Source organism: Microtetraspora sp. NBRC 16547, from assembly GCF_030268965.1.
Classification (GTDB): Bacteria; Actinomycetota; Actinomycetes; order Streptosporangiales; family Streptosporangiaceae; genus Microtetraspora.
This window is the reverse complement of the sequence record NZ_BSSE01000020.1, coordinates 81,273-105,751: the sequence shown is the minus strand read 5'-3', so window position 1 is coordinate 105,751 and position 24,479 is coordinate 81,273. Positions and strand designations below refer to the sequence as shown.

Annotated in this window: 23 protein-coding genes; 6 read left to right on the top strand and 17 right to left on the bottom strand. The window is 70.8% G+C overall.

The window, feature by feature from the left end; genetic code table 11:
- The first annotated feature begins 2 nt into the window (after positions 1 to 2).
- Both QSK17_RS24900 and QSK17_RS24895 read left to right on the top strand, forming a co-directional pair.
- A complete protein-coding gene (locus QSK17_RS24900) occupies positions 3 to 1,115 on the top strand; it encodes a PLP-dependent cysteine synthase family protein (RefSeq protein ID WP_285707648.1) in 1,113 nt (370 codons plus the stop codon).
- On the top strand, positions 1,112 to 2,374 hold the full coding sequence (locus tag QSK17_RS24895) for an MDR family MFS transporter (protein ID WP_285707647.1): 1,263 nt from the start codon (positions 1,112 to 1,114) through the stop codon (positions 2,372 to 2,374). Before QSK17_RS24900 ends, QSK17_RS24895 begins: the two co-directional genes overlap by 4 nt.
- Positions 2,375 to 2,623: 249 nt before the next feature.
- Here QSK17_RS24895 and QSK17_RS24890 read toward each other — a convergent pair whose 3' ends face one another.
- Positions 2,624 to 3,076, bottom strand: a complete 453-nt coding sequence (locus QSK17_RS24890) for an iron chaperone (RefSeq protein ID WP_285707646.1) — start codon at positions 3,074 to 3,076, stop codon at positions 2,624 to 2,626.
- A 244-nt stretch (positions 3,077 to 3,320) separates the two neighbouring features.
- Positions 3,321 to 3,677 (bottom strand): VOC family protein, encoded by a 357-nt coding sequence (locus QSK17_RS24885; protein WP_285707644.1) that lies wholly within the window; start codon positions 3,675 to 3,677, stop codon positions 3,321 to 3,323.
- A 191-nt stretch (positions 3,678 to 3,868) separates the two neighbouring features.
- Between QSK17_RS24885 and QSK17_RS24880 the strand changes: the two genes are divergently transcribed.
- On the top strand, positions 3,869 to 6,682 hold the full coding sequence (locus QSK17_RS24880) for an ATP-binding protein (protein ID WP_285707643.1): 2,814 nt from the start codon (positions 3,869 to 3,871) through the stop codon (positions 6,680 to 6,682).
- A 94-nt stretch (positions 6,683 to 6,776) separates the two neighbouring features.
- Here QSK17_RS24880 and QSK17_RS24875 read toward each other — a convergent pair whose 3' ends face one another.
- A complete protein-coding gene (locus QSK17_RS24875) occupies positions 6,777 to 7,301 on the bottom strand; it encodes an ArsR/SmtB family transcription factor (protein ID WP_285707642.1) in 525 nt (174 codons plus the stop codon).
- Between the two features lie 57 nt (positions 7,302 to 7,358).
- Between QSK17_RS24875 and QSK17_RS24870 the strand changes: the two genes are divergently transcribed.
- Together QSK17_RS24870 and QSK17_RS24865 are read left to right on the top strand one after the other, a co-directional pair.
- On the top strand, positions 7,359 to 8,351 hold the full coding sequence (locus tag QSK17_RS24870) for a cation diffusion facilitator family transporter (protein WP_285707641.1): 993 nt from the start codon (positions 7,359 to 7,361) through the stop codon (positions 8,349 to 8,351).
- Positions 8,352 to 8,442: 91 nt separating this feature from the next.
- Positions 8,443 to 8,940: an inorganic diphosphatase gene (locus QSK17_RS24865; RefSeq protein ID WP_285707640.1), complete on the top strand. Its 498-nt coding sequence runs from the start codon at positions 8,443 to 8,445 to the stop codon at positions 8,938 to 8,940.
- A gap of 40 nt (positions 8,941 to 8,980) precedes the next feature.
- On the opposite strand, the gene cydB is transcribed toward QSK17_RS24865, so the two are convergent.
- The 7 genes from cydB to QSK17_RS24830 form a co-directional block, all read right to left on the bottom strand.
- Positions 8,981 to 9,976 carry a cytochrome d ubiquinol oxidase subunit II gene (gene cydB / locus QSK17_RS24860; RefSeq protein ID WP_285707638.1) on the bottom strand — a complete coding sequence of 332 codons (996 nt, stop codon included), beginning with the start codon at positions 9,974 to 9,976 and terminating at the stop codon, positions 8,981 to 8,983.
- 10 nt (positions 9,977 to 9,986) lie between these two features.
- Positions 9,987 to 11,378, bottom strand: coding sequence for a cytochrome ubiquinol oxidase subunit I (locus QSK17_RS24855; protein WP_285707636.1), 1,392 nt, complete (start codon positions 11,376 to 11,378; stop codon positions 9,987 to 9,989).
- 151 nt (positions 11,379 to 11,529) lie between these two features.
- Positions 11,530 to 12,195, bottom strand: a complete 666-nt coding sequence (locus QSK17_RS24850; RefSeq protein ID WP_285707635.1) for an ABC transporter ATP-binding protein — start codon at positions 12,193 to 12,195, stop codon at positions 11,530 to 11,532.
- Positions 12,182 to 13,153, bottom strand: coding sequence for an ABC transporter ATP-binding protein (locus tag QSK17_RS24845; protein WP_285707634.1), 972 nt, complete (start codon positions 13,151 to 13,153; stop codon positions 12,182 to 12,184). The genes QSK17_RS24850 and QSK17_RS24845 overlap by 14 nt, the downstream gene beginning before the upstream one ends.
- The gene (locus tag QSK17_RS24840) at positions 13,150 to 14,037 is read right to left on the bottom strand and encodes an ABC transporter permease (protein WP_285707633.1); all 888 of its coding nucleotides are present in this window, start codon (positions 14,035 to 14,037) and stop codon (positions 13,150 to 13,152) included. The genes QSK17_RS24845 and QSK17_RS24840 overlap by 4 nt, the downstream gene beginning before the upstream one ends.
- Positions 14,037 to 15,035 carry an ABC transporter permease gene (locus QSK17_RS24835; RefSeq protein WP_285707632.1) on the bottom strand — a complete coding sequence of 333 codons (999 nt, stop codon included), beginning with the start codon at positions 15,033 to 15,035 and terminating at the stop codon, positions 14,037 to 14,039. Before QSK17_RS24835 ends, QSK17_RS24840 begins: the two co-directional genes overlap by 1 nt.
- Entirely contained in the window at positions 15,017 to 16,576 is a 1,560-nt protein-coding gene (locus tag QSK17_RS24830) for an ABC transporter substrate-binding protein (RefSeq protein WP_285707631.1), read from the bottom strand. Before QSK17_RS24830 ends, QSK17_RS24835 begins: the two co-directional genes overlap by 19 nt.
- A gap of 189 nt (positions 16,577 to 16,765) precedes the next feature.
- On the opposite strand from QSK17_RS24830, the gene QSK17_RS24825 reads away from it, so the two are divergent.
- Positions 16,766 to 17,368: a superoxide dismutase gene (locus tag QSK17_RS24825; protein WP_285707630.1), complete on the top strand. Its 603-nt coding sequence runs from the start codon at positions 16,766 to 16,768 to the stop codon at positions 17,366 to 17,368.
- Positions 17,369 to 17,481: 113 nt separating this feature from the next.
- On the opposite strand, the gene QSK17_RS24820 is transcribed toward QSK17_RS24825, so the two are convergent.
- From QSK17_RS24820 to QSK17_RS24790, 7 genes are all read right to left on the bottom strand, one after another.
- Positions 17,482 to 18,627 carry an LCP family protein gene (locus QSK17_RS24820; protein WP_285707629.1) on the bottom strand — a complete coding sequence of 382 codons (1,146 nt, stop codon included), beginning with the start codon at positions 18,625 to 18,627 and terminating at the stop codon, positions 17,482 to 17,484.
- Positions 18,628 to 18,629: 2 nt separating this feature from the next.
- Positions 18,630 to 19,211, bottom strand: coding sequence for an RNA polymerase sigma factor (locus QSK17_RS24815; RefSeq protein ID WP_285707628.1), 582 nt, complete (start codon positions 19,209 to 19,211; stop codon positions 18,630 to 18,632).
- 159 nt (positions 19,212 to 19,370) lie between these two features.
- Positions 19,371 to 20,132, bottom strand: coding sequence for an MgtC/SapB family protein (locus QSK17_RS24810; protein ID WP_285707627.1), 762 nt, complete (start codon positions 20,130 to 20,132; stop codon positions 19,371 to 19,373).
- Positions 20,133 to 20,269: 137 nt separating this feature from the next.
- Positions 20,270 to 21,283 (bottom strand): aliphatic sulfonate ABC transporter substrate-binding protein, encoded by a 1,014-nt coding sequence (locus QSK17_RS24805; RefSeq protein WP_285707626.1) that lies wholly within the window; start codon positions 21,281 to 21,283, stop codon positions 20,270 to 20,272.
- Positions 21,280 to 22,104: an ABC transporter ATP-binding protein gene (locus tag QSK17_RS24800; RefSeq protein WP_285707625.1), complete on the bottom strand. Its 825-nt coding sequence runs from the start codon at positions 22,102 to 22,104 to the stop codon at positions 21,280 to 21,282. The genes QSK17_RS24805 and QSK17_RS24800 overlap by 4 nt, the downstream gene beginning before the upstream one ends.
- Entirely contained in the window at positions 22,101 to 22,832 is a 732-nt protein-coding gene (locus QSK17_RS24795; protein WP_285707624.1) for an ABC transporter permease, read from the bottom strand. The genes QSK17_RS24800 and QSK17_RS24795 overlap by 4 nt, the downstream gene beginning before the upstream one ends.
- Before the next feature lie 73 nt (positions 22,833 to 22,905).
- Positions 22,906 to 24,390, bottom strand: a complete 1,485-nt coding sequence (locus QSK17_RS24790; RefSeq protein ID WP_285707623.1) for a sulfatase family protein — start codon at positions 24,388 to 24,390, stop codon at positions 22,906 to 22,908.
- Positions 24,391 to 24,479 lie beyond the last annotated feature (89 nt).

The window sequence follows — 24,479 nt, the reverse complement described above, 5'->3', positions numbered from 1 at the left end:
CAGTGAAATCTCTCGTCAGTTCCACGCTGCCCGCGTTCGAGGGCATTCCTTCGCTGCGGAATTCGCCTGTCGATCCGCGTTTCCATTCGCCGGTCCGAGTCGGTGACACGCCGGTCACGTGGATTCCCACGCGTTCTCCGGAAAGGGGCTTCTGGGCGAAGCTGGAAGGGTTCAATCCGGGCGGGATCAAGGACCGTCCGGCGCTCAACATGGTGCGTTGCGCCCGGCGGCGCGGCGAGCTGGTCCCCGGCGGCACGATCGTCGAGTCGACCAGCGGCACGCTCGGGCTCGGCCTGGCGCTGGCCGGCATCGTCCACGGTCACCCGGTCACGCTCGTCGCCGACCCCGGCCTGGAGCCGCTCATGGCGCGGCTGCTCCGGGCGTACGGCGCCCGCCTGGAGATCGTGACCGAGCCGCACCCGACCGGCGGATGGCAGGAGGCGCGCAAGGAGCGGGTCCGGCGGCTGCTCGCCGAGCTGCCCGACGCCTACTGCCCGAACCAGTACGACAACCCGGACAATGTGGCGGCCTACGCCGCGCTCGCCGCCGAACTGGTGGCGCAGCTCCCGCTGATCGACGTCCTCGTCTGCTCGGTGGGCACGGGAGGGCACAGCGCGGGGATCCTCCGGGCGCTGCGCCGTACCTTCCCCGATGTCTCGCTGGTCGGGGTGGACACGATCGGCTCGACGATCTTCGGGCAGCCGGCCAGGTCCCGCCTCATGCGCGGCCTGGGCAGCAGCATCCATCCCCGGAACGTGGACTATCCCGCGTTCTCCGAGGTCCACTGGGTCAACCCGGCGGAGGCCGTGCACACCTGCCGCGTGCTCGCCGCCGCGCACTACGCCTCCGGAGGGTGGAGCGCGGGAGCGGTCGCGCTGGTCGCCGACTGGGTGGCCAGGACCTCGCCGAAGGGCACCGCGATCGTGGCGGTCTTCCCCGACGGGCCGTGGCGGTACTGGAACACCGTCTTCGACGACGACTACTGCGCGGCCAACGGCCTTCTCGACGGCGCGCCGGCCGAGCATCCGGACGAGATCTCCCACCCGGCCGAGCGGGAGGTCGCCCGATGGACCCGCTGCTCGACCGTGGTCGATCCGCTGGGAGCCGCCGTATGAGAGCGCGGTTCACGTCGTTCGGTCCGGCCGTGCGGCTCCTCATGGTCAACCAGTTCGGGATCAACCTGGGCTTTTACATGCTCGTGCCGTACCTCGCCGACCACCTGTCGGGGCGGCTCGGGCTGGCCGTCTGGCTGACCGGGCTGCTGCTCGGCCTGCGCAACCTCAGCCAGCAGGGCATGTTCCCGGTCGGCGGCACGCTGTGCGACCGGTACGGCTACAAGCCGCTGATCATGGCGGGGTGCGCGCTGCGCACCGTGGGGTTCGCCCTGTTCGGCGTCTCGACGTCGGTGCCCGCGCTCATCGCCGCCTCGGTGCTGACCGGCCTCGCCGGTGCGCTGTTCAACCCGGCCGTCCGCGCGTACGTCGCGGTCGAGGCGGGGGAGCGGAAGGTCGAGGCGTTCGCCCTGTTCAACGTCTTCTATCAGGCGGGGATCCTGGTCGGGCCGCTGGTCGGCGTGCTGCTCGTCGCGGTCGACTTCCGGCTCGCCTGCCTGGCCGCCTCGGTCGTCTTCGCGGTGCTGACGCTGCTGCAGGCCCGCCGGCTGCCCTCTCGCCGGGGCACGGCGGAAGGGACGGACCGCCCGGTGCTGGTGGACTGGAAGGAGGTGATCGCGAACCGGCCGTTCGTGGCCTTCTCGGCGGCCATGTTCGTGTCGTACGCCCTCTCCTACCAGGTCTATCTGGGGCTTCCGCTGGAGCTGCGCCGCGCGGGAGGCGGCCAGGCGGCGATCGCGGTGATGTACACCTTCATGGCGCTGCTGGCGGTGGCCGGCCAGGTCCGGCTCACCGCCTTCGCCTCGCGCCGATGGCGGCCGGAGCAGGCCATCGCGCGCGGGCTCGCGGTCATGGGTGCGGCCTTTGTACCCGTGCTGCTCGCGAGCCAGTTCGCCGCCCAGCCCGAGCGCCTGCCGTACGGGCTGGGGGCGGCGCCCGCGGTGCTCAGCGCGATCCTGCTCACCTCCGCGGGGATGCTGATCTTCCCGTTCGAGATGGCCATGATCTCGACGCTGGGGGCGCCGGAGCTGACCGGCACCTACTACGGGCTCTACAACGCCTTCTCGGCGGTCGGCATCCTGCTCGGCAACCTGGCCAGCGGCTGGGCCATCGATGTGGGGGCCGCCCACGGCGTCCCCGCGCTGCCGTGGCTGCTCCTGCTGGCCGCCGGGCTCGCCTCGGCGTACGCGGTACGGCGGCTCGACCGTGCCGGGCGGCTGCGCCCCGCCCTTCATCGAGATCAGGTACGCCAGGCGGGCTAGTGCCGTGACCGGCAAGGTTTGCCCGGAAGGAGCGGTGTCCAGGGTGGTGCATCGCAAGGCGGAGGAGGAGGTCGTAGCGGAGCCTACGGCCGACATTCGCGGGTGGGGCGACAACGCAGCGAGGTGCCACCCTGGGCGACGCGACGGGGCAAAGATTGACGGGAGGGGCACTAGTGTCATACGCCCACTACAGCCTGATTTGGTGATGGTGGAGCCAGCACTTTCGGTGATGGCCGGCTCGGGCGCGCCTCAGCTCACCGCCTGCTTCACCAGCGCACTGATCCGCGCCTCCGCCTCGGCCGTCACCTCGGTCAGGGCGAAACCGACCGCCCACGTTGTGCCGTCGTCCAGCTTCGCCTGGTCGCTGAACCCGAGCGTCGCGTAGCGCGTCTTGAACTTCGCCGCGCTCTGGAAATGGCAGACGATTTTGCCGTTCAGCGCGTAGGCGGGCATGCCATACCAGAGCTTCGGCGCGAGGGCCGGGGCGCTGGTGGTGATGATGGCGTGGACGCGCTCGGCGAGGAGCCGGTCCGAGTCCTGCATCTCGGCGATCTTCGCGAGTACGTCCTGCTGCTCCTGCGCCGCCTTGTCCGCACGTGAGCTACGGCGCGCTGCCTTCTTCTGGTCCTGGGCGTGCTCCTTCATCGCGGCCCGTTCCTCGGCCGTGAATCCGTCGTAAGTGGTGCTTTCGGTGCTGCTCATGGCAGATTTCCCCCTTGCGGAGCTTGATGTTCGGAATCTTGAGGGGACCTCATGGTCCTCTTTCGGGCCGGTGCCACCGGACCGTGGAGCCTCGATCAGCCGAGGCGTATGGCCGATGCGTCAGACCAACCAACTCCCGATCGCGCGTCGGTCGCCGACGACGTCCGGCTGCGCTGACGCTTTTCCCTGATGGCCTCGGCACCACCGGCCTGTACGTGCGTGATGATGCCGTCGAGGTCGCCGCTCAGCGGTCCTGGATCAGCCCGAGGACGTTGCCGTCGGGGTCGGTGACGGTGGCCACCAGGCGGCCGCCCCCGACCTCGTGCGCGGCCTCCTTCACGGTGGCCCCCGCGGCGGTCACCTCGGCCAGCTTCGCCTCGATGTCTTTCACGTGCCAGTAGGCGACCGGCGAGGTCATGCCCTGCGGTCCACCGTCCGGCACCAGTCCGATGTGCTGGCCCTCGGCCTCGAAGCCGACGTAGTAGGGCGAGTCGGCCTGCGGCGCAACACCGAGCAGGGCCGCGTACACGGCTTTGGCCTTCGCCAGGTCGGACACGGGGTGCAGCACGGTCGTGATTCCCTGAGTGGACGAGCCGGTCATGGTCGCTCCTGTAGTGGTGGGTCACATCGACCCGCTGTGTAGGTGTTCACAGCTTCGCTTCCGGCCTGTCCACTCCACATCCGTGGCGACCACGGAACCGTCCACGGATCGACAGCACGGATCGACAGCACGGATCGCGGGCGGTGGTCACCACGGATGGGGCCGTGGAGCGGATGCGGCAAACTGGGGCAGTGGTGACAGACGTGGAGATCTCGCCTCGGGAAGCCGAGGTGCTGGAACTGGTCGGGGCTCATCTCAGCAACGCCGAGATCGCGGCACGGCTGTGCATCTCGGTGCGTACGGTGGAGAGTCACGTCTCCTCGCTGCTGCGCAAGCTGGAGGTGCCGGATCGGCGGGCGCTCGCCCAGCGTGCGCCCGAGCCGACCGGCGCCGGCCCGTCGCACCCGGCACCGGTTCTGCCCGCCCCGCTGACCTCGTTCATCGGCCGGATGAACGAGCGAGCCGAGCTGACCGAGATGATCAAGGCACACCGCCAGGTGACCGCGGTCGGTCCCGGCGGAGTGGGCAAGACCCGGCTGGCATTGGCGGCGGCCGCGGAAGCGGCCGGCGAGTACTCCGACGGGGTGTGGTTCGTCGACCTCGTCCCGGTCACCGACCCGGGGATGATCGCGACTGCGGTCGCCGGGGCGTTCGGCCTGGGTGAGCAGCCCGGCCGTGACATGACCGAGTCCGTGGTCGCCGCGCTGGCCGACCGTCACGCGTTGCTGGTGCTGGACAACTGCGAGCACGTGGTGGACGGGGTGGCGCTGTTTCTCGAGCGGCTGCTGGCGACGTGCCCTCGGTTGACGGTGCTGGCGACCAGCCGGGCACGGCTGATGGTGCCGTTCGAACGGGTGTATCCGGTGCCGCCGCTGTCGTTGACCGTCGACGGTGAGTCGGACGCGGTCGCGTTGTTCATGGAGCGGGCCGCGGCGGTCGGCTGGCCGCTGGATCCGCCACTGCGCGACCAGATCGCCGCGATCTGTGCGCGGCTGGATGGAATGGCGCTGGCGATCGAGCTGGCCGCCGCCCGGTATCCCACGCTCGGGCTCGATGGCATCACCGCGGCCCTGTCCCACCCGCTCCGGATGCTCACCGGCGGCTCCCGCGCCGATGAACGGCACCGTTCGGTGCGTGGGGCGCTGGACTGGAGCCACGCCCTGCTGGAGCCGGCCGACCGGGCGCTGCTGCGCCGGGTGTCGGTGTTCGTGGCGCCGTTCACCGTTGCGGCGGCGGCGGAGGTGGCCGGATCCGAGGAAGGCATTGTCGCCGAGGGACTGGCCCGGCTCGCCGAACAGAGCCTGCTGGTGGTGACGGCGTCCCCGGGCGGGACGGAGTACCGGGCGCTGGAGACCATCCGCCAGTACGCGACGGAGCGGCTCGCCGAGGCCGGTGAACTGGTCGACGCTCGATCCCGGCACCTTCGCTGGTGTCTGGCCAAGGCCGCCGGTCTGGCGGTGGCACGCCAGGATTGGCGGGCTCGGTTCGACCTGGTGGCGGACGATCTCCGCGCGGCCCTGGTGTGGGCGGCCGAACAGCCGGAGCAGCGCGCGGACGCGTACGATCTCGCCCGGCGCCTGGCGGAGCTGACCTTCACCCGTAACCTGATCGGCGAGTCGCAGGGGCGCTATGAGCAGGCGGCCGCGCTCGCGACCGATCCCGCCGCCACGGCGTCGATGCTGCGGCAGGCGGCGGCCGTGGCCGGCTGCCGGATGAATGGCGATGACATGGACCGCCTGCACCGCGCGGCCGCGGACGCCGCCCGCAGGTCCGGCGACACCGCCGGTGCCGCCCGTGACCTGGCGACCGCCGCCGCCAACGCCTACCGGTTCTCCGGCAAGTTCGTACGGAAGCTGCCGCAGCAGGAGGCGATCGCACTCATCACCCAGGCGCGGGAGCTGGCCGGCGACGACCCGGACGCCCAGGCCGCGGTAGCACTGGCTGAGGCTGGGCGGGCGCTCACCGAGATCGGTGCCGCGCAGGGCCTGGACGACAACGCGGTCCCGGTGACGATCGAACGCGCCGAACGAGCGGTCGAACTCGCTCACCGCACGGGTGACCCGCTCGCCGAATCCGCCGCGCTGGATACGCTCACCTGCGCCCAGAGCTGGGCCGGTGACACGTTCGCCGCCGCCGACACGGCCCGGCGCCGAATCACCCTGCTCTCGTCCACACCGGACACCCCGGCCGGTACCCACGAGCTGATCGAGGCACTTGGTGAGGTCACCGAGGCCAGCCTCGGCACGGGGGACCTGCCTGGTGCCCGCCGGTGGGCACGGCGACTGGCGGATCATCCGCTGCTGGCGGAAGTCGGCCATCGCGCCACGGGCTGGCTCCTTGTGGCCGACGCGTTCGCGGGCAACCTCGACGAGGTACGCGCCGGCAGCGTCCGGTTCCTCGACGCGTGGCAGCGGGCCGGCGCCCCCGCCAGGTCCATCCTCGGTCCGCCGGCGGCTGCGGTGGCGACGATCCACGGCCTGTGCGACGACCAGGACGCCCGGCGCGAATGGAGCGCCGTCCTGAATCAACTCGACCCCTCACCGGGCAATACCTACGGCTACGGGGCGATCTTCGACGCGATGCTTCTGCTCCACCGCGGGCAGGCGCCGCAGGCGCTGGAGCGGCTGGCGCCTGAGCCCGGCGAGGTGTGGCAATGGGTCACCTGGATCTGGCTTCACTGGTACGTGGCGCTGCGCGCCGAAGCCGCCGTGCTCGCCGGGAGCCCCGGCGCTCGCGACCGTGTGGCCGAGGCTCGGACCGTCGTGGCCGGCAACCCGGTCGCCACCGCCATTGTGGAGCGGGCCCAAGCGCTGCTCGACAATGACCAGGAGCGGTTGCTCGCCACGGTAGACGCGTTTGACACCGCCGGCTGCCGCTATCAGTCGTTGCGCACCCTGGTGCTCGCCGGCGGCGACCACGCCGGCCGTGGCGCGGCCGCGCTGGCCGATCTCGGCTTCGCCCCGATGGCCCCCGCCGCGACACCGATGATGACCTCAGAGCGATAGCCGCCGAGGAGGATCCACCAGATCAAACTCAGCGACTGAGCACAGAATCGCGGATTCTCGGCACAGGGTTGCCCGCCAAGCCGGCGCCCGGAGCTCAGTCGTGGCGCGGCGTCCCGGACACCTCGTGATCGGCGTGCGAGAGCGCCTCGGCGATGAGCGTGCGGACGTGCGTGTCCGTCGCCCGGTAGAGGACGCGGCGGCCGTCCCTGCGGGTGCGCACCAGCCCGGCCATGCGCAGCTTGGCGAGGTGCTGGGAGACCGAGGGGCGCGCCACGGCCACCATCCGCGACAGCGACGAGACGTCGTACTCCCCGGAGGCCAGCAGCCACATCAGGCGCAGCCGGGTCGCGTCACTGAGCATGCGGAACGCGGCGACCGCCGCCTCCACCCGGGCGCGGTCGGGTTGCTCCTGCGACATGGTCGTACCTGATTCGTTGTCGCGTGCGTACATGAATACATATAGTCGGCCGGAGAGCCGTCCGACGCAAGCGAGGCACTCATGTCCGAGCCGCACCAGGGTCAGGATCACCCCCACGGCCACCCCTCCGGCCGTGCCCACGCCGACCGGCGCGGGCCGGATCAGGGCCACGGGCATGGTCACGGGCACGGGCACGGTCACGGGCATGGGGCTCGGGGCGGGGCGGGCGGCGGACGGTTCGGGGTGTGGGCGTCCCGGGTGGGCCGGACCGTGGTGCCGCACAGCCACGACACCGCCGACAAGACCGACGCGGCGCTGGAGTCGAGCGGTCGCGGCATGCGGGCGCTGGCGGTCTCCTTCGCGGTGCTGATGGTGACCGCCGCCGCCCAGGCGGTGATCGTGGCGTTCTCCGGATCGGTGGCGCTGCTGGGCGACACCCTGCACAACGTCGCCGACGCCCTGACCGCCGTCCCGCTGGGCATCGCCTTCTGGCTGGGGCGGCGCGCGGCCACCCGGCGCTTCACCTACGGGTACGGCCGGGCCGAGGACCTGGCCGGCGTGCTCATCGTGCTGATCATCGCCGCGTCCGCGGCCCTGGCCGGATATGAGGCACTCCGGCGGCTGGCCGACCCGCACGACATCCGGGCCGTGGGCTGGGTGGCCGCCGCCGGGCTGGTGGGGTTCGCCGGGAACGAGTGGGTGGCCCGCTACCGCATCAGGGTCGGCCGGGAGATCGGCTCGGCGGCGCTGGTGGCGGACGGCCTGCACGCCAGGACCGACGGCTTCGCCTCCCTGGCCGTGCTGGCCGGGGCGGGCGGAGCCGCGCTGGGCGTCCCGCTCGCCGACCCGGTGGTCGGCCTGCTGATCACGGCCGCGATCTGCTTCGTGCTGCGGGACGCGGCGCGGCAGATCTGCCACCGGCTCATGGACGCCGTCGATCCGGCGTTGGTCGAGGAGGCCGAGCGCGTCCTTGGCGAGGTCCCGGGCGTGCGGCGGGTGGGCGCGGTCCGGCTGCGCTGGGTCGGCCACACGCTGCGCGCCGAGGTCGAGATCGTGCTCGATCCCGGGCTGACCCTGGTGGAGGCGCACGCCGTCGCGGTGGAGGCCGAGCACCGGCTCATCCACGGCCTGCCCCGGCTGGGTGCCGCCACCGTCCACGCCGACCCGGACGGCCCCGAGGGCGCCGACCATCACGCGGTGCTGGTCGACCATCAGGAGGCCGCGGCGGAGCGCGTCCGGCACGCCGCGTAGTCGCCGGCCGAGGCGATCAGCGCCGCAAGCCAGCACGCTGCTCCCGCGAATGGGAGGACTGGCGCGGCCGTCCCCGGGAAGGGGGCATGAGGTGCGCTTCGACATCATGGTGGAGACGCCGCGGGGGTCGCACAACAAGTACGAGATGGACGTCACCCGGCAGCGGATCCGCTTGGACCGGATGCTGTTCACCGCGACGTCCTACCCCTACGACTACGGCTTCCTGCCCGGCACTCTGGCGGAGGACGGCGAGCCGCTGGACGCGCTGGTCCTCGGCGACCTGCCCACCTTCCCCGGCTGCGTGATCCGGGTCCGCCCGGTCGCGGTCTTCTGGATGCACGACGAGATGGGCCCCGACGCGAAGGTACTGTGCGTGCCCGCCGACGACTGCCGCTACGAGGGCATCCAGAACCGTGAAGACGTCCCGACGCACGTGCTGAACGAGATCGCCCATTTCTTCGACGTCTACAAGGACCTGGAGCCGGGGAAGAGCGCGGACACCTGGGGCTGGGAGAGCCGCGAGCGGGCCGAGGCCGTGGTGGAGGACGCCAGGAACCGGGCACGGCCGAGGGCCGGGAGACACCCCTGAAGGTGATCCCCCGGCCCTCCGTTCCGCAGGCCGTCCCCGGTCACTGGGCAGCTGGAGTACGGGTCAGACGCTTGCGGAAGACCCAGTACGTCCAGGCCTGGTAGCCCAGCACCACCGGGGTGAAGATGGCCGCCACCCAGGTCATCACCTTCAGCGTGTACGGCGAGGACGCGGCGTTCGTCACGGTGAGGCTGTACAGCGCCGAGGTGCTGGACGGCATGACGTTCGGCCACAGGTCGAGGAAGAGCGTGGCCGTGGCGAGCACGATCGTGATCGCCGTGCCGGCGAAGGCCCACCCCTCCCTGCCGCGGACCGCGGCGACGACCCCGCCGATCAGCGCTCCGGCGGCCAGTGCGGTGGTGGCCCAGGTGAGGGGCTTGCCGTGCATGATCTGGGTGATCACCAGGAACGCCGCGGCGACCGCGACGACGGCGGGGGAGATCCGCAGGGCCAGGGTGCGGGCGCGGGCCCGCAGGTCGCCGCCGGTCTTCAGGGACAGGAAGACCGCGCCGTGCAGCAGGAACAGGCCGAGCGTGACCAGGCCGCCCAGCAGCGCGTACGGGTTGAGCAGGGTGAACAGGTTCCCGGTGTAGATGTGCTGGGCGTTGATCGGCACCCCGGCGACGATGTTGCCGAAGGCGACGCCCCACAGGAAGGCGGGGAGGAGGGACCCCCAGAAGATGGCCTGGTCCCAGCCGCGCCGCCACCGGTCGGAGTCGTGCTTGCCGCGGAACTCGAACGCGACGCCGCGAATGATGAGCGCCAGCAGGATGAGCAGCAGCGGCAGGTAGAACCCGCTGAACAGGGTGGCGTACCACTCAGGGAAGGCGGCGAAGGTGGCGCCACCCGCTACCAGCAGCCAGACCTCGTTGCCGTCCCACACCGGGCCGATCGCGTTGATCATGATGCGGCGGTCGACGTTGTCCCGGCCGAGGATCGGCAGCAGGACGCCCACGCCGAAGTCGAAGCCCTCCAGCACGAAGTAGCCGGTCCACAGCACCCCGATGAGGACGAACCAGACGGTGGTGAGTTCCATGACGTGTTCCTCAGTAGGTCAGGGCGGGGATGGTGGGGTCGGCGGCTTCCTTCTGCGCCGTCAGGTCGGGTGGCCCCGCCTTGGCGTGCCGGGCCATGATGACCGCGGTGATCGCGGCCAGTACGGCGTAGACGATGGTGAAGGCGCCCAGGGAGATCGCCACGGTGGTCACGTCCACGCCGGGGGAGACGCTCGCCGCGGTCCGCAGCACCCCGTACACCGACCACGGCTGGCGGCCCATCTCGGTGAAGATCCATCCGGCGGCGTTCGCGAGGAACGGCAGCGCCATCGCGGCGAGCGCGGCGCGGTAGAACCACCGGCTGTTCGGGGTGCGTCCCTTCCTGGTCAGCCAGAGGCCGACCAGCGCGAGCAGGCTCGCCAGGGCCCCGAACCCGATCATCAACCGGAAGGTCCAGTACGTCACGGGGATGGACGGCCGGTAGTCGCCCGGACCGTACTTGGCGACGTACTCCTTCTGCAGGTCGTTGATGCCCTCGACCGAGCCGTTGAAGTCGCCGGTGGCCATGAAGGACAGCACGTTCGGCACCCGCAGGCTCCACAGCTCCTCGCTGCCGTCCGGGGTTCCGAGGGTGAACAGGGAGAACGACGCGGGCGCGGACGTCTCGTACAGGGCCTCGGCGGCGGCCATCTTCATCGGCTGCTGCTCGGTCATCAGGCGGGCCTGGATGTCGCCGGTCGCGGCGACCGCGATTCCGGACGCCAGCGAGACGGCGAGCCCGATCCGCATCGCCTTGCGGAACAGCGGGACCTCGCGGCCGCGGGCGAGATGCCAGGCGCTGACCCCGATCAGGAACCCGGCGGCGGTGATGAACGCGCCGAACAGGACGTGCGGGAAGGTCACCAGCGTCGTCGAGTTGGTGAGCACGGCCCAGATGTCGGTCAGCTCGGCCCGGTTGGTCTCCGGGTTGATGCGGTAGCCGACGGGGTGCTGCATCCACGAGTTGGCGGCCAGGATGAAGTACGCCGAGAGCGTCGTTCCGATGGCCGCCAGCCAGATCGTGGCGAGGTGCAGCCGGGGCGACAGGCGGTTCCAGCCGAAGATCCACAAGCCGAGGAAGGTCGATTCGAGGAAGAACGCGAGCAGGCCTTCCATGGCCAGCGGCGCCCCGAAGATGTCACCCACGAAGCGGGAGTAGTCACTCCAGTTCATTCCGAACTGGAACTCCTGCACGATTCCGGTGACTACCCCCATCGCGAAGTTGATCAGGAAGAGCTTCCCGAAGAACTTGGTCATCCGCAGATAGGTCTCGTTCCCGGTGCGGTGCCAGGCGGTCTGCATGGACGCGACCAGTAGGGCCATGCCGATCGTCAGGGGAACGAAGATGAAATGGTAGACGGTTGTGATCCCGAACTGCCATCGCGACAGGTCCAGCACGTCCATGGGGGCTTCCTCCTAATTTCCCCCTAAACGTTCCCGTACGAAGCCTTTGCCGGGCAGGGACCTTTGTCATGCATCCGAAGGTCCTACGTACGGGTCCAAGTACCGCCCTTGGCCCGCGATCTACCTGCGGCGGCTCGACGGGCTCTCCCCGTCACTCGCCGGGGAGATCCTCTGAGGGGCCCAGGCGGTGGACGGTGGAGTCCGGCCCGCACCACCGGTCGAGCAGCTCGGTGTCGTGGCTGATCGCGAGCACGCCCGCGCCCGACTCCCGGCGGTACTCCTCCAGCCGCCCGACGAGAAGGGCCTGGGTGGAGGCGTCGAGCATGGTGGTCATCTCGTCGCAGATCACGTAGCGCGGCCGGAGGGTGAGCGCGCGGGCGACGCAGGCGCGCTGGAGCTGGCCGTCGGACACCTCGTGCGGCCGCCGTACGAGCAGGTCCGGGGTGAGTCCCATCTCCTCGGCGAGCCGCTCCGCCCGGTCGAGGGGCAGCCGCGCCACGCGCAGTGGCTCGGCGACGATGTCGAGCAGGGTGAAGCGGGGATCGACGGCGAGCCGCGGCTGCTGGAAGATCAGCGCGACCGTGGTGCGCAGCGCGGGCGCGGCGCGGTGCCGCCAGCGGCGGACCTCCGTCCCGTCCACGCTGACTCGCCCGGCCGAGGGCCGCAGCAGGAGGGCGAGGACCCGGGCCAGGCTGGACTTACCGCATCCGCTCGGCCCGGCGAGCCCGGTGACCACCCCAGGAGGTACGGCGATCGCCACCCGGTCGAGCACCCGGTGGCGGTCGTAGGCGACGGTAACGCCGTCAGCGCGCAGCATGGCGGTCCAGCTCCATGGGATGGTCCAGAGGGTGATGGCAGGCCACGTCCTGCCCGGCGGCGGAGACGGGTTCCGGAGTCCGCTCGCAGGCCGCGGTGGCCCGGTCGCAGCGCGGCCGGAAGGCGCATCCGCCGGGCAGCCGGGTCAGCTCGGGCGGCCTGCCAGGGATGGGCTGGAACGCGCGGGACGGCAGCGCGTCCAGCAGCCCTGCCGCGTACGGATGACGTGGCCCGGCGAAGAACTCGGCGGCGGGGGCGACCGACACGACGCGGCTCGCGTACATGACGGCGATCCGGTCGGCGACCCGCTCCGCGGCGCGCAGGTCGTGCGTGATGAGCAGGACGGCCCGCCCCTCGTCGGCGAGGCGGCGCAACTCGGCCATGGTGGCGTCCACGAGCGGCCGGTCCAGGCCGCTGGTGGGCTCGTCCGCGAGGATCAGCCAGGGATCGCCGGCCAGGGCCAGCGCGTTGGCCACCCGCTGGGCCATGCCGCCGGACAGCTCGTGCGGGTAGCGGTCCAGGTCGGCGGGGCGCAGCCCGGCCCGCACGGCCAGGTCATCCGCGCTCTCCGGGTTGCCGAGCTCCCGCAGGGCCTCCTCCAGCTGGGAGCGCGCCGTGCGGACCGGGGTGAGGTGCGTCGCGGGGCTCTGTGGGACCAGCCCGATCCGGCGGCCGCGCACCGTGCGCGCCAGGACCTCCTCCGGAGCCGCGATCAGGTCCACGGCAGGCCCGCTCCTGGTTTCCAGCCACGCGGAGCCGGTGACCTCGGCGTTGCCGGGCAGCAGGCCGAGCAGGGAGTGGGCCATCACCGACTTGCCGCAGCCGGACTCGCCGACCAGGGCCAGGCACTCGCCCTGCCGTACCTCGAACCGGGCGTCGGTGACGGCGTGCACGGTCGCGTCCGGGAGGTGGAAGCGGACCGTGAGGCCCTCGACACGCAGCCGGGAAGAGGCGGTCATAGCTGAAGCTCCGATCGCCGTCGGGGGTCGCTCCTGTCACGCCAGTGCTGGGCGAGCGAGGAGATCGCCAGGGTGGGCAGGAAGAGGAACAGGCCGGGGAAGAGCGACGGCCACCAGTCGCCCGCCAGCAGCGACCGGGCCCCATCGTTGATCATGTTGCCGAGCGAGGCGAGGTGGGGCGGCAGGCCCAGCCCGAGGAAGCTCAGCGCGGTCTCGTGCCAGACCGCGTGCGGGACCATCAGCACCGCCGTCAGCGCGATGTGCGGCCCGAGGTGCGGCAGGAAGTGCCGCAGCACGATTCGGGTCCTCCCGGAGCCCGCGGAGATCGCGGCGTCCACGAACGGGCGGGAGCGCAGCGTGAGCACCTCCGAGCGGACGATCCTGGCGGCGGTCATCCAGTGCGTCAGCCCGACGGAGACGACGACCGCGGTCGCCCCGGGCGAGAACAGCGCGACGATGAAGATGCCGAACAGCAGGTGGGGCACCGAGTTGAAGCCATCCACGACCCGCATCAGGACGCGGTCGGCCATGCCGCCGAGCGTCCCGGCGGCCAGCCCCACCAGCGTGCCGATCGTGGCCGACACCGCGGCTGCCACCAGCCCGACCAGCAGCGACACGCGCAGGCCGTACACCACGCGCAGCAGCACATCCCGGCCCATCTCGTCGGTGCCGAAGGGATGCGCGAGCCCCGGGGGGAGCGAGGCGGAGTGCAGGTCCACCTGGCTCTGGTCGAGCCGGGCGACCAGCGGGACCAGCAGCACGGCCAGTCCGAGCACGACCAGCGTCGCCGTCGCGAGGCGGCGTGAGCGGGCCGGACCCCGCCGCCGGTCCCGTGCGCGCCACCGTGCTTGCCCCTGTGGCCGCGCCCGCGTTCCGGTCGCCATCAGCTCACCCCCAGCACCCGCACGCGCGGGTCGGCGAAGACGTACGCGGTGTCGGCGAGGAGGCTGCCCGCGACCACCGCGAGGGTGGCGAGCAGCGTGAGCGCCGCGAGCAGCGGGAAGTCCGCGGACAGCGCCGCCTGCACGGACGCGGAGGCGACCCCCGGCCACGAGAAGACGGACTCGACCAGGATCGCGCCGGTGACCAGCTCGGGAACGCGCGCGCCGACCAACGTGATGAACGGCAGTAGTGCGGAGCGCAGCGCGTGCCGCAGGATCACGGTGCGCTCGCGCAGCCCGCGGGCCCTGGCCCCGATGACGAAGTCCTCCCGCAGGGTGCCGATCAGCGACTCGCGGACGAACAGCACGAGCCAGGAGGACTGGGAGAACGCCAGCACGGCCACCGGCAGCACCATGTGGCGCAGCACGTCACCCGGCTCCACGGTGGTGGAGGCGGCGTCGGTCAGGCCGCCCGAGGGCAGCCAGCGCAGCTTCACCGCGAACAGCCAGATCACCAGGAGCCCGGTCCAGAAGACCGGCGCGGCCTCGTTGGCGTAGGCCGTGCCGGTGATGACCCGGTCCAGCCAGGAGCCGCGCCGCCAGGCCGCCGCGACGCCCGCGACCAGGCTGCCGGCCAGCATCAGCACCAGGGCGCAGCCGACGGCGAGGAGGGTCCAGCCGAGCCGGTCGCCGATCACCTCGGCGACCGGCCGGTGCAGGCTCCGGGAGTCGCCGAGGTCACCGCGGACCAGGTTGCCCAGCCAGGTGAGGTACTGCTCGATCAGCGGGCGATCCAGCCCCCAGTTGGCCCGGATCCGCTCGGCGATCTCGGGGCTCGTCGTCAGCGCCCGGTCGCCGAGGTACTGGCGCACCGGGTCGAACGGCGACGCCTTGGCCAGCGCGAACATCCCCATCGTGACCGCGAACAGCAGCGGGACGGCGAAGAGCAGCCGCCAAGCGGCCATCCGGGCCAGGGCGCGGATCACGCCGCCGGCTTCCACTCGGCGAGGTTGCGGAACAGCCCGCCGGCGGCGTGCTCGTGCGCCTCCACGCTGGGGGCGACGCCCGTCCACTCGCCGCGTACGACGTAGACGTGCTGGAGGAAGGCCAGGTACGTCCACGCCTCGTCGTCGCGGATCCGCTGCTGCGCGGCGTCGTAGGCCTGCTTGCGCGTGGCGGGGTCGCTCTCCTCTCGTCCCTTCTCCAGGAGCGCGTCGACCTCGGGCGACTTGTAGTGGCCGGGGTTGAAGAAGCCTTGGCCGGCGAAGCGCGAGTGGAACGTCTCGAAGTTGGTGTAGTCGGGGTCGAACGGGGTGCCCATCCCCATGAGCAGGGCGTCCTTGCTCATGCGGGGCTCGATGGCGTCCCAGTCCAGGCCGGTCGGCTGGACGTCGATGCCGATCTTCTTGGCGTCCGAGGCCACCGCCAGGGCGAGTTCCTTGCGCAGCGAGTCCCCGGCGGGGTACATCAGCGTGAACCTCGCGGGCGTGCCCTTCCGGGCGCGGACGCCGTCGGTTCCCTCGGCCCATCCGGCCTCCTCCAGCACCCGTACGGCCTGGGCCTGGTCGGGGGTGGGGGAGCCCTCGACCGCGGGGTTGTGCCAGGTGGTGTCCGGAGGGATCGGTCCGAACGCGGGACGGCCCGCTCCGGCGAGAATGGTCTTCACCATGGCCGCCCGGTCGAGGGCGAGGCTGAGCGCCTTGCGCACGGCGAGGTCGCCGGTGACCGGCGCGTTCATGGGGTACATCACGCCGCGGTAGTCGGCGCTCGGCACGCGGTGCACGGTCAGGCCGTCGGTGTTCTCGAACCGCGCGGCGGCCTTGGGCGGCAGCTCGGCGGCGTCGAACTCGCCCGCCGCCATGCGGGTGGCGCGGACGTTGTCGTCGGAGGAGAAGGCCAGCACGAGCTTCTTGATCGCAGGGACGCCGCCCCAGTAGGCCGGGTTCGCCTCCAGCACGATCTTGTCGCCCGGAGTTCGGGACACGAACCGGTAGGGGCCGGTGCCGACCGGCTTGGCCTCGAACCCGGAACCTTCCAGGCTGCCGTCCGGCACGATGCCCAGCGTGGCCCGCTGCAGGATCGGCGCGTACGGGTGCTTGAGGTGGAACACCACCGTCGTCGCGTCGGGGGCCTCGACGGAGTCGATCGCCGCGTAGTCCCCGCGGATGCCGGAGTCGTTCTTGTCATCCAGCACCGACCGGTACGTGTAGGCGACATCCGCGCTGGTCAGCGGGGTGCCGTCGTGGAAGGTCACGCCGGTGCGCAGGGTGAAGGTGACTGTCGTGCCCTTGACCTCGGGGATGCTCGTGGCCAGCGCGGGCCGCAGGGTGAGGTCGGCGTTCCTGCTGACCAGGCCGTCGTACAGCAGTGATCCGCCGTCCGCGGCGTACCCCATGACCGGGCTCAGCGAGTCGGGTTCGGAGCCGAGGCCGGCGACGAACGTGTCCGTTCTTACGGGCCGGTTCTGGGCGGGCGCGGCCGAGCAGGCGGCGGACAGCCCGACGATCGCGGCGAGCGCGAGCCGGGTCAGGGCACTTCTCATGGGAGCGAAGGTAGAACGCGACCTGCGACTATTGCAAATATTTTGCAATTACATGTTGCTGTCAACAGGTTGAACGCCGGGTTCTGTGGCGCCGCGGACCCGATGAGCGGTCGCCCGGACCTTGATGCAAGATAGAGGCTATTGCGAGTAGTTCGCGATAAGCTGGCATCGATCAGTGGAGGCATATTCATGGGCCAGTACACCCTGCCGGACCTGCCGTACGACTACGCGGCGCTGGAGCCGGCGATCACCGGCGAGATCCTCGAACTGCACCACTCCAAGCACCACGCGGCATACGTCAAGGGCGCCAACGACACGCTGGACCGCCTGGCCGAGGCGCGGGACAAGGACGAGTTCGGCTCCCTGGTGGGCCTGGAGAAGACGTACGCGTTCAACCTCTCCGGCCACGTCCTGCACTCGATCTTCTGGCAGAACCTCTCTCCGGACGGCGGCGACCGCCCGGAGGGCGAGCTGGCCGCCGCCATCGACGAGCACTTCGGCTCGTTCGAGGCGCTCGCCAAGCAGCTCTCCACCGCCACCTCGACCGTGCAGGGCTCCGGCTGGGGCGTGCTCGCCTGGGAGCCGCTCGGGCGCCGCCTGATCGTGGAGCAGGTCTACGACCACCACGGCAACATCGGCATGAACACGACGCCGCTGCTGGTCTTCGACGCCTGGGAGCACGCGTACTACCTGCAGTACCGCAACGTCCGGCCCGACTACGTCCAGAAGCTGTGGTCGCTGGTCAACTGGACCGACGTGACCGCCAGGTTCGACGCCGCCCGCGCGAAGTAACCGCGCCCGCAGACGGCGGTGCCCCGCGGTCCGGATCCTTCCTTGCTGTTCAGCACTGTCCAATGCTCTTCAGCGCTTCCGATCCGGCCAGCGGGGCATCGCTCTTTCCCCGGCTACTCGCTGTCGGCCGTGGTCCGCTCGCTGTCCCGCCTGATCCGCTCGAACAGCTTGTCAGCGGCGGGCTGCTTCCAGACGAGCCTGTTCTGGTCGGCGGGATACGGCTTGACCGGGACCGTCGTGAACGTGGTGGCGCTCGGCTTCACCGCCACCAGGCTGCGGGCGAGGTAAAGAATCCTCTCCGCGTCGAGTCCGGCATCGACGGTGATCGAGGTGGCGACCGCCTGGATGAAGGTCATGAGCCGCGCGGGATCGGCCGGCAGGTCCTTCGCCTTCTTCACCATGGCGCGAATGAGCGTGTGCTGGCGCTTGATCCGGTCCAGATCGGAACCGTCGCCGAGCGAGTAGCGGATCCGGGCGTACCCAAGGGCCTGCTCGCCGTCGACGACCTGCCGACCCGCGGGCAGGCGCAGTTTCGCCTTGCGGTCGTCCACCGCCTTCGGCAGGGTGATCTCCACGCCTCCGAGGGCGTCGATCACCTCCTTGAACCCGGAGAAGTCGATCGCGATCGTGTGGTCGACGTGTATCTGGGTCAGCGTCTCGACCGTCCTGCGCGCGCAGATGCGGCCGCCCTCGGCGTACGCCGAATTGATCATGTCTATGTGGGCGGCGACCACCTTGCCGTCACTCGCCCGGCATTCGGGAATCTGCACCATCGAGTCCCGGGGGATGCTGACGACCTCGGCACTCTTTCGGTCGGCGGGCAGGTGCACCAGAAGCAAGGTGTCGCTTCGCGCGCCATCGTCCTCCATGTGCGGGCCGTACTTCCGGTTGCTCCCGGCCCGGGTGTCGGACCCGATCACCAGCACGTTGAGCGGTCCGGTGGGCGCGCTCGCGCGTTTCCCGTCCAGGCTGTCGACACCAACGACGGAGTAGTACTGGCTGCGGAGCACCATCGGCACGGTGACGACGGCGGCGGTGAGACCGGCGGCCAGGCCGACCATCGCCCAGTTCCGCGTCCGGCGGGACGCGCTCATCAGGATCCGGCCGCGCGTCCGGCCGCCTACCTGACCGCCTACCTGACCGCGTGCCTGAGCCTGCGCCGAGGGGTCGAACAGGCGCCGCCGCTGGTGTGCGAGCGAGGCCGGGGGCTCGTGCTCCAACTCGCGCCCGAGGTCGCGGAGCAGCTTCAGATCGTCCATGGTCACTCCTCCTCGTGCATCGGGTTGGTGTCGCCGAGTGCGGCGCGGACCTTCTTCCTGGCCCGGTTCAGCCGGGAACGCACGGTGCCGACCGGGATGTCCAGGGCCCGCGCGACCTCCTCGTACGACAGGTCGCCCCAGGCGATCAGCAGCAGGACGTCGCGGTCCCGTGCGGGCAGCGCGGCCAGCGCGCGGGCCAGCATCGGTCGGGCCGACCGGGCGGTGACCCCCGCCGCCACCCGGTCGTCGGGGGAGTCGACGACGTCCTCGGCCGGAGTGCGCAGCAGCGCCCGGTACCGGGCGGACTCGGCGCGGCGGTGCCGCGAGACGAGCTTGGTGACGATGCCGAACAGCCACGGACGCGCGTCGGGATAGGCCCCGTCATAGCGGTCACGCCGGGCGAAGGCGATCAGGAACGTCTCCCCGACCAGGTCTTCGGCGACCTCGGGGCCGAGCCGTCGAGAGACATATCTGTACAGCATGCTGGAATAGCGATCAAAGAGGGCGGCGAACGCCTCGGGGTCGGTCCGGGACTCTCCGATGACGTCGGAGTCGCGGACGCGGTCCGCGGGGATCGCGGTCATCGCGGGCACCATGACACGTGGGCGGCCTTTCGTGGGGGACAGAGGCACCGATGTCTCGCCACGAGGCCGCGATGAGGTTCACGGGCGGGGCGGTCGGGGGAGCCGCGGGAGCCGTGCGATCGACCGCCGTCAGTCGCTGTCAGTCGCCGTCAGTCGCGGTCAGTCGCGGTCGACTCCGTCGCCGGCGTTCACCGCGAGCACGGCGGGAAGCTCGCTCAGCTCCGCCGTCAGGTCGGTGACCGACCCCGGGCCGCGCAGGCCGAGGGTGACGGAGACCGTGCGCCCTCCCGGCAGGCCGGGCTCGGCGCGCTCCCGCCCGTCCGCCCGTCCGAGGTCCGGGATCTCGCCGTGGACCGCTCTCTCCGCGGCGACCTCGGTCACCACGAATCCGCGCCGCGTGGCCGCCACGAGCGCGTCGCGCAGCGTGCCGGTCCCGTCCACGTACACCAGGCGCAGATGGGACGCGCTGGTACGGGCGGGGAGGAAGCGGCGGGTGATGACGTGGAGGCCGAGGACGACCAGGAAGTGCCCGGCGGTGACCGCGATCGCGAGCACGGGCAGGCCGGCGCCACACGCCATGCCGATCGCCGCGGTCACCCAGACCACCGCGGCGGTGGTCAGCCCGCGTACGGCGTCCCGCCGGACGAAGATGAGCCCGCCGCCGATGAAGCCGATGCCCGTGACGACCTGGGCGGCGACGCGCGAGGGGTCGAGCCGGACGTGCTCGCTGAGGACGTCGAAGAAGCCGTACTTGCTGATCAGCATGAACAGGGCGGCGCCGAGACCGACCAGGGCGTGCGTGCGCAGGCCGGCCTGCTTGAAGCGCAGTTCGCGCTCGATGCCGATGGCGGCGGAGAGCACGATCGCGAGGGCGAGTTCGCCTATCTGGGGGAGGCCTTGACCAGGAGAAAGGGCGAACATTCCGGGATCCTACCCACGGATCGGCAGAAAAGTCCGAAAACGAGGCGGGGGCCGGACTCCTCTTGGGGAGCCCGGCCTCCACGCCGGTGGGGTTCTCGTGGCGACCGGTGCGGTGCTCGGTCGCGCAGGGGGGCGGGTTACTTACCGTCGCCCGCCGCGGCCCGGTAGAGGTCGGCGGTGTAGTAGGTGGCGGGGTCGGGAGACTCGGTGATCTTGCCCATGGTGACGAAGATGTCCGCCAGCCCCTTGTACCAACCGGCGACGGTGCCGTCGGCGCTGAACTCGGCGAGCTCCGCCGTCGTCAGGATCTTGGTGACGGAGGAGGCGCCCTTGAACTGCTCGGCCGGCGCCTTCAGGAAGGACGCGGACAGTCCCTCCGCCTCGGCCGTGTTCGCCGCCACCCAGTCGTTGGCCTCCTGGAGGACCTTGAGCACCTTGGTCACCGTCTCCGGGTGGTCCTTGACCAGCTCGTTCCGCGCGACGAAGGAGCTGGGGAAACTGAGCTTGGGGTAGAAGTCCTCGCTCTTGGTCAGCTCGACCAGGTCGGGGACGTTCTTCTTGATGGTGTCGATCAGCGGGTACCAGATGGCGGCCGCGTCGACCTGGCCGGAGGAGAACGCGGTGACCACCGTGCTCGCGTCCATGGAGACCTTCTGGACGTCCGTCGGGGCGAGCCCGGCCTCCTTGAGGGCGAGCTGGAGGATCATGTCACCGGACGTGCCCTCCGGCACGCCGACCTTCTTGCCCTTCAGCTCGGCGATCGAGGTGATGCCGGAGCCGGGCCGGGTGATGACCCGGTCGGCCTGGCCCAGCATGTTGACCGAGATGATCTTCGCCTTGCCGGAGGCGGGCAGCCAGGTCGCGCCGGAGCCGATGTAGCCGACGTCGAGGTCGCCCGCGCCGAGCGCCTGGATCTGCAGCGGCCCGTTCGTGAACGCCTTCAGGCTGGGCGTGAGACCCTGCTTCTTCCACAGGCCCAGCTTGTCGGCGGCGGCGAGGGACGCCACGCCGGAGAAGTCGGCGATGTAGCCGAAGGTGATCTCGGTCGCCCCGTCGGCGGAGTCCGAGGACGAGTCGCCGCAGGCCGCGACGGGGAGGAGGAGGGCCAGGGCGGCGCCGAAGGCCGCGATCAGCCGGCGGGGTTGCCTCACGGGGAGGTCCTTTCGATGGGGGAGGGCTGGTGGTAGACGGAGTGCCAGACTTCCCGCCTGAGCTCGGCGAACTCCGGCGACAGGCGCATGTCCTCCGTACGCGGATAGGGCAGGTCGACGTCGATCACGCGGTGCACGCGGCCCGGCCGCGCGGCCATGACGATCACCCGGTTGGCGAGGTAGACCGCCTCGTCGACGTCGTGGGTGATGAACAGCACCGTGCGCCGCTCCCGGCTCCAGGTGTCCAGGAGCCGGTCCTGGAGCTGCACCCTGGTGAGCGCGTCGAGGGCCCCGAACGGCTCGTCCATCAGCAGGATCGTGGGATCGACCGCGTACGCGCGGGCGATGGCGCAGCGCTGCTTCATCCCGCCGGACAGGGTCTTGGGCAACGCGTCCGCGAAGTCGGACAGGCCGACCATGTCGATGAACCGCTCCGCCGTGCGGCGGCGCTCCTCGGCGTTCACTCCGGCGATCTTCAGCCCGAACTCGACGTTCTTGCGCACGGTCATCCATGGGAAGAGCGCGTACTGCTGGAAGATGACGCCGCGCTGCGGGCTCGGGCCGCGTACCGGCTGCCCGTCCACCAGGACCTCGCCGCTCTGCGGATCGAGCAGCCCGGCCGTGATGTTCATGAGGGTGCTCTTGCCGCAGCCGGACGGCCCGACGACGGTGACGAACTCCCCTTCGGCGATGTCCAGGCTGACGTGGTCCAGGGCGGCGAACGTCTCTCCGCCGAGGTCGAAACTATGCGAGACGTCGCGGAACTCGATCTTGGGGGTCGCCGGCTCAGGGGTCACTGCGTTGGGGATCACTGGGCTCATCTCCGTTCCTGCCAGCTCGTCAGGCGGCGTTCGGCGAGCAGCAGCAGGCGGTCCATCAGGAGCCCGACGAGGCCGATGACGATCAGCTGCACGAAGATCGTCGGCAGGTCGTAGTAGAGCTGGGCCTGCTGCATCCGGTAGCCCAGCCCCTCCTGGGCGGCGAGCAGCTCGGCGGCGACGACCGTGGCCCAGGAGGCGCCGAGGCCGATGCGCATGCCGACCAAGATGAACGGCGTGGACGCGGGGACGACGACCCCGGTGAAGACTCTGCGGTCCTTCGCGCCGAGCACCCGGGCCGCGTTGATCAGCGTGGAGTCCACCGAGACCACGCCCTGGAACGTCGAGACAACCGACGACAGGAAAGAGGCCAGGAAGATCACGAAGATCTTCGGCGTCTCGCCGATGCCCATGAGCACGATGGCCAGCGGGATGATCGCCAGCGGCGGCACCATGCGGAAGAACTGGAGCCAGGGCTCGATCAGGCCGCGGACCGGCGCGTACCAGCCCATCAGGAACCCGACCGGCACCGCCAGCGCGATGCCGAGCACGAACCCGGTGAGCACCCGGCGGAGACTGGCGAACAGGTCGCCGAACAGCGTGCCGTCTCCGATCGACGCCACGGCCCGCTCGGCGACCTCCAACGGGCCGGGGAAGCCCTGAATGCCGCTGTTCGCGAGCAGCACCCAGACGGCCAGGCCGAGCAGGCCCGACCCGATGGTGAGCGGCACCGTCGAACGGCGGTTCCTCGCCGTGTCCCCAGTTGTGGCACTGGGTGAGCTTCTGGCTGTTTTTCGGACCATGTCAGGACACCTCGTCGGCCACGCCGTCGACGTCGGCGGCGCGGCCGGTCCCGATGTCGGCCATGTAGCTCATCCAGGTGTAGGCCGGATCGCCCCGCCGCAGCAGCTCCCGGTAGAGACGCGTGGTCATCTCGCGCCGTACGCCCGCGTAGGAGGGGGCGGTGTAGACGTTGTGCAGCTCGTGCGGGTCGGTCTCCAGGTCGTAGAGCTCGTGCACGCTCTCCGGGTTGAACACCAGCTTGTGCCGCCGGTCCCTGATCATCCGCTGCGAGTAGGGGAAGTGGTGGCCGTGGAACTCGGTGACCACCTCCTGCGGCCACTCCGGCCGCTCGCCGTTGACCAGCGGGAGCAGGCTCCGGCCGTCGCAGGGCTCCTGCGCGGGCAGCCCGGCGAGCTCCAGGATCGTGGGATTGAGGTCGATCAGCGTGACGAACTCGTCGACCGCCTGCGCCGGTGCGCCCGGGACACGCACGATGCCGGGGATGCGGTAGATGTCCTCATACATCGCCGGGCCCTTGTCGTTGAGCCGGTGCGCGCCGGTGAACTCCCCGTGGTCGGCGGTGAACATCACGGCGGTGTCGTCCCAGAGGCCCAGCTCGCGCAGCGCGGCGAGCAGGCGGCCGATCTGGTCGTCGATCATCGTGACGTAGCCCCAGTAGACCGCGATCAGCTTGCGCCACGCGTCGGCGTCGAAGTGGTCGGCCGACCAATACTCCGCGTAGCGCCGCTGGACGTCCGGCTTGCCGGCGAACGTCTCGGCCATCGAGGCCGGCAGCGGCACCCGCTCCGGGTCGTACATGTCGTAGTACTCATCCGGGATGAGGTACGGCAGATGCGGGCCGTACCAGTGGCAGGACAGCACGAATCGGCGGCCGCTGTCATGGAAGTCCCGGGCGTAGCCCTCCAGGAGTTCGAGCGTACGGTCGGCCAGGAACGCCTCGACCGTGGCCTCGACCGGCTGCTCCAGCCGTCCGGCGATCAGGTGGCCGCGCCCGGAGTCGTTGGGCGCCTTGCCGAAGACCGCGTCACGCACCGCGAACGGCGGGTGGCCCTTCTCCTTCAGCCAGCGCTCGTACGAGGGGTGGTGGAAGGGGTTGAGCGCGCCGGGCAGGTGCTCGCCGTCCATCCGGTAGAACTCGGGGCCGCGCTCGCGCCCGATGTGCCACTTGCCGACGTGGCCCATGTTGTAGCCCGCCTCCAGCAGCGGAGCGGCCAGGACGGGGTGCTCGTCGGCGACCTCGTCACGGGCGCCGCCGTTGCGCTCGGGGTTGACCAGCAGGCCGTGCCGGAACGGGTGCAGGCCGGTGAACAGCGAGGCACGCGCCGGGGTGCAGATAGCGGTCGGCGTGTAGAAGCGATCGAACCTGGTGCCCTCGGCGGCCAGACCGTCCAGGGCGGGGGTGCGCGCCACAGGGTTGCCGTAGCAGCCCAGCGTGTCGACCCGGTGCTGGTCGGTCATCAGGAACAGGACGTTGCGTGCGGACACTCGCTCTCCGATCGGGCGATTTTTTCCTGAGGGTTGACGTTAATGCTCCGTGCAAACCGTGGCAAGGGGTGATTCTTGATCACTTGACC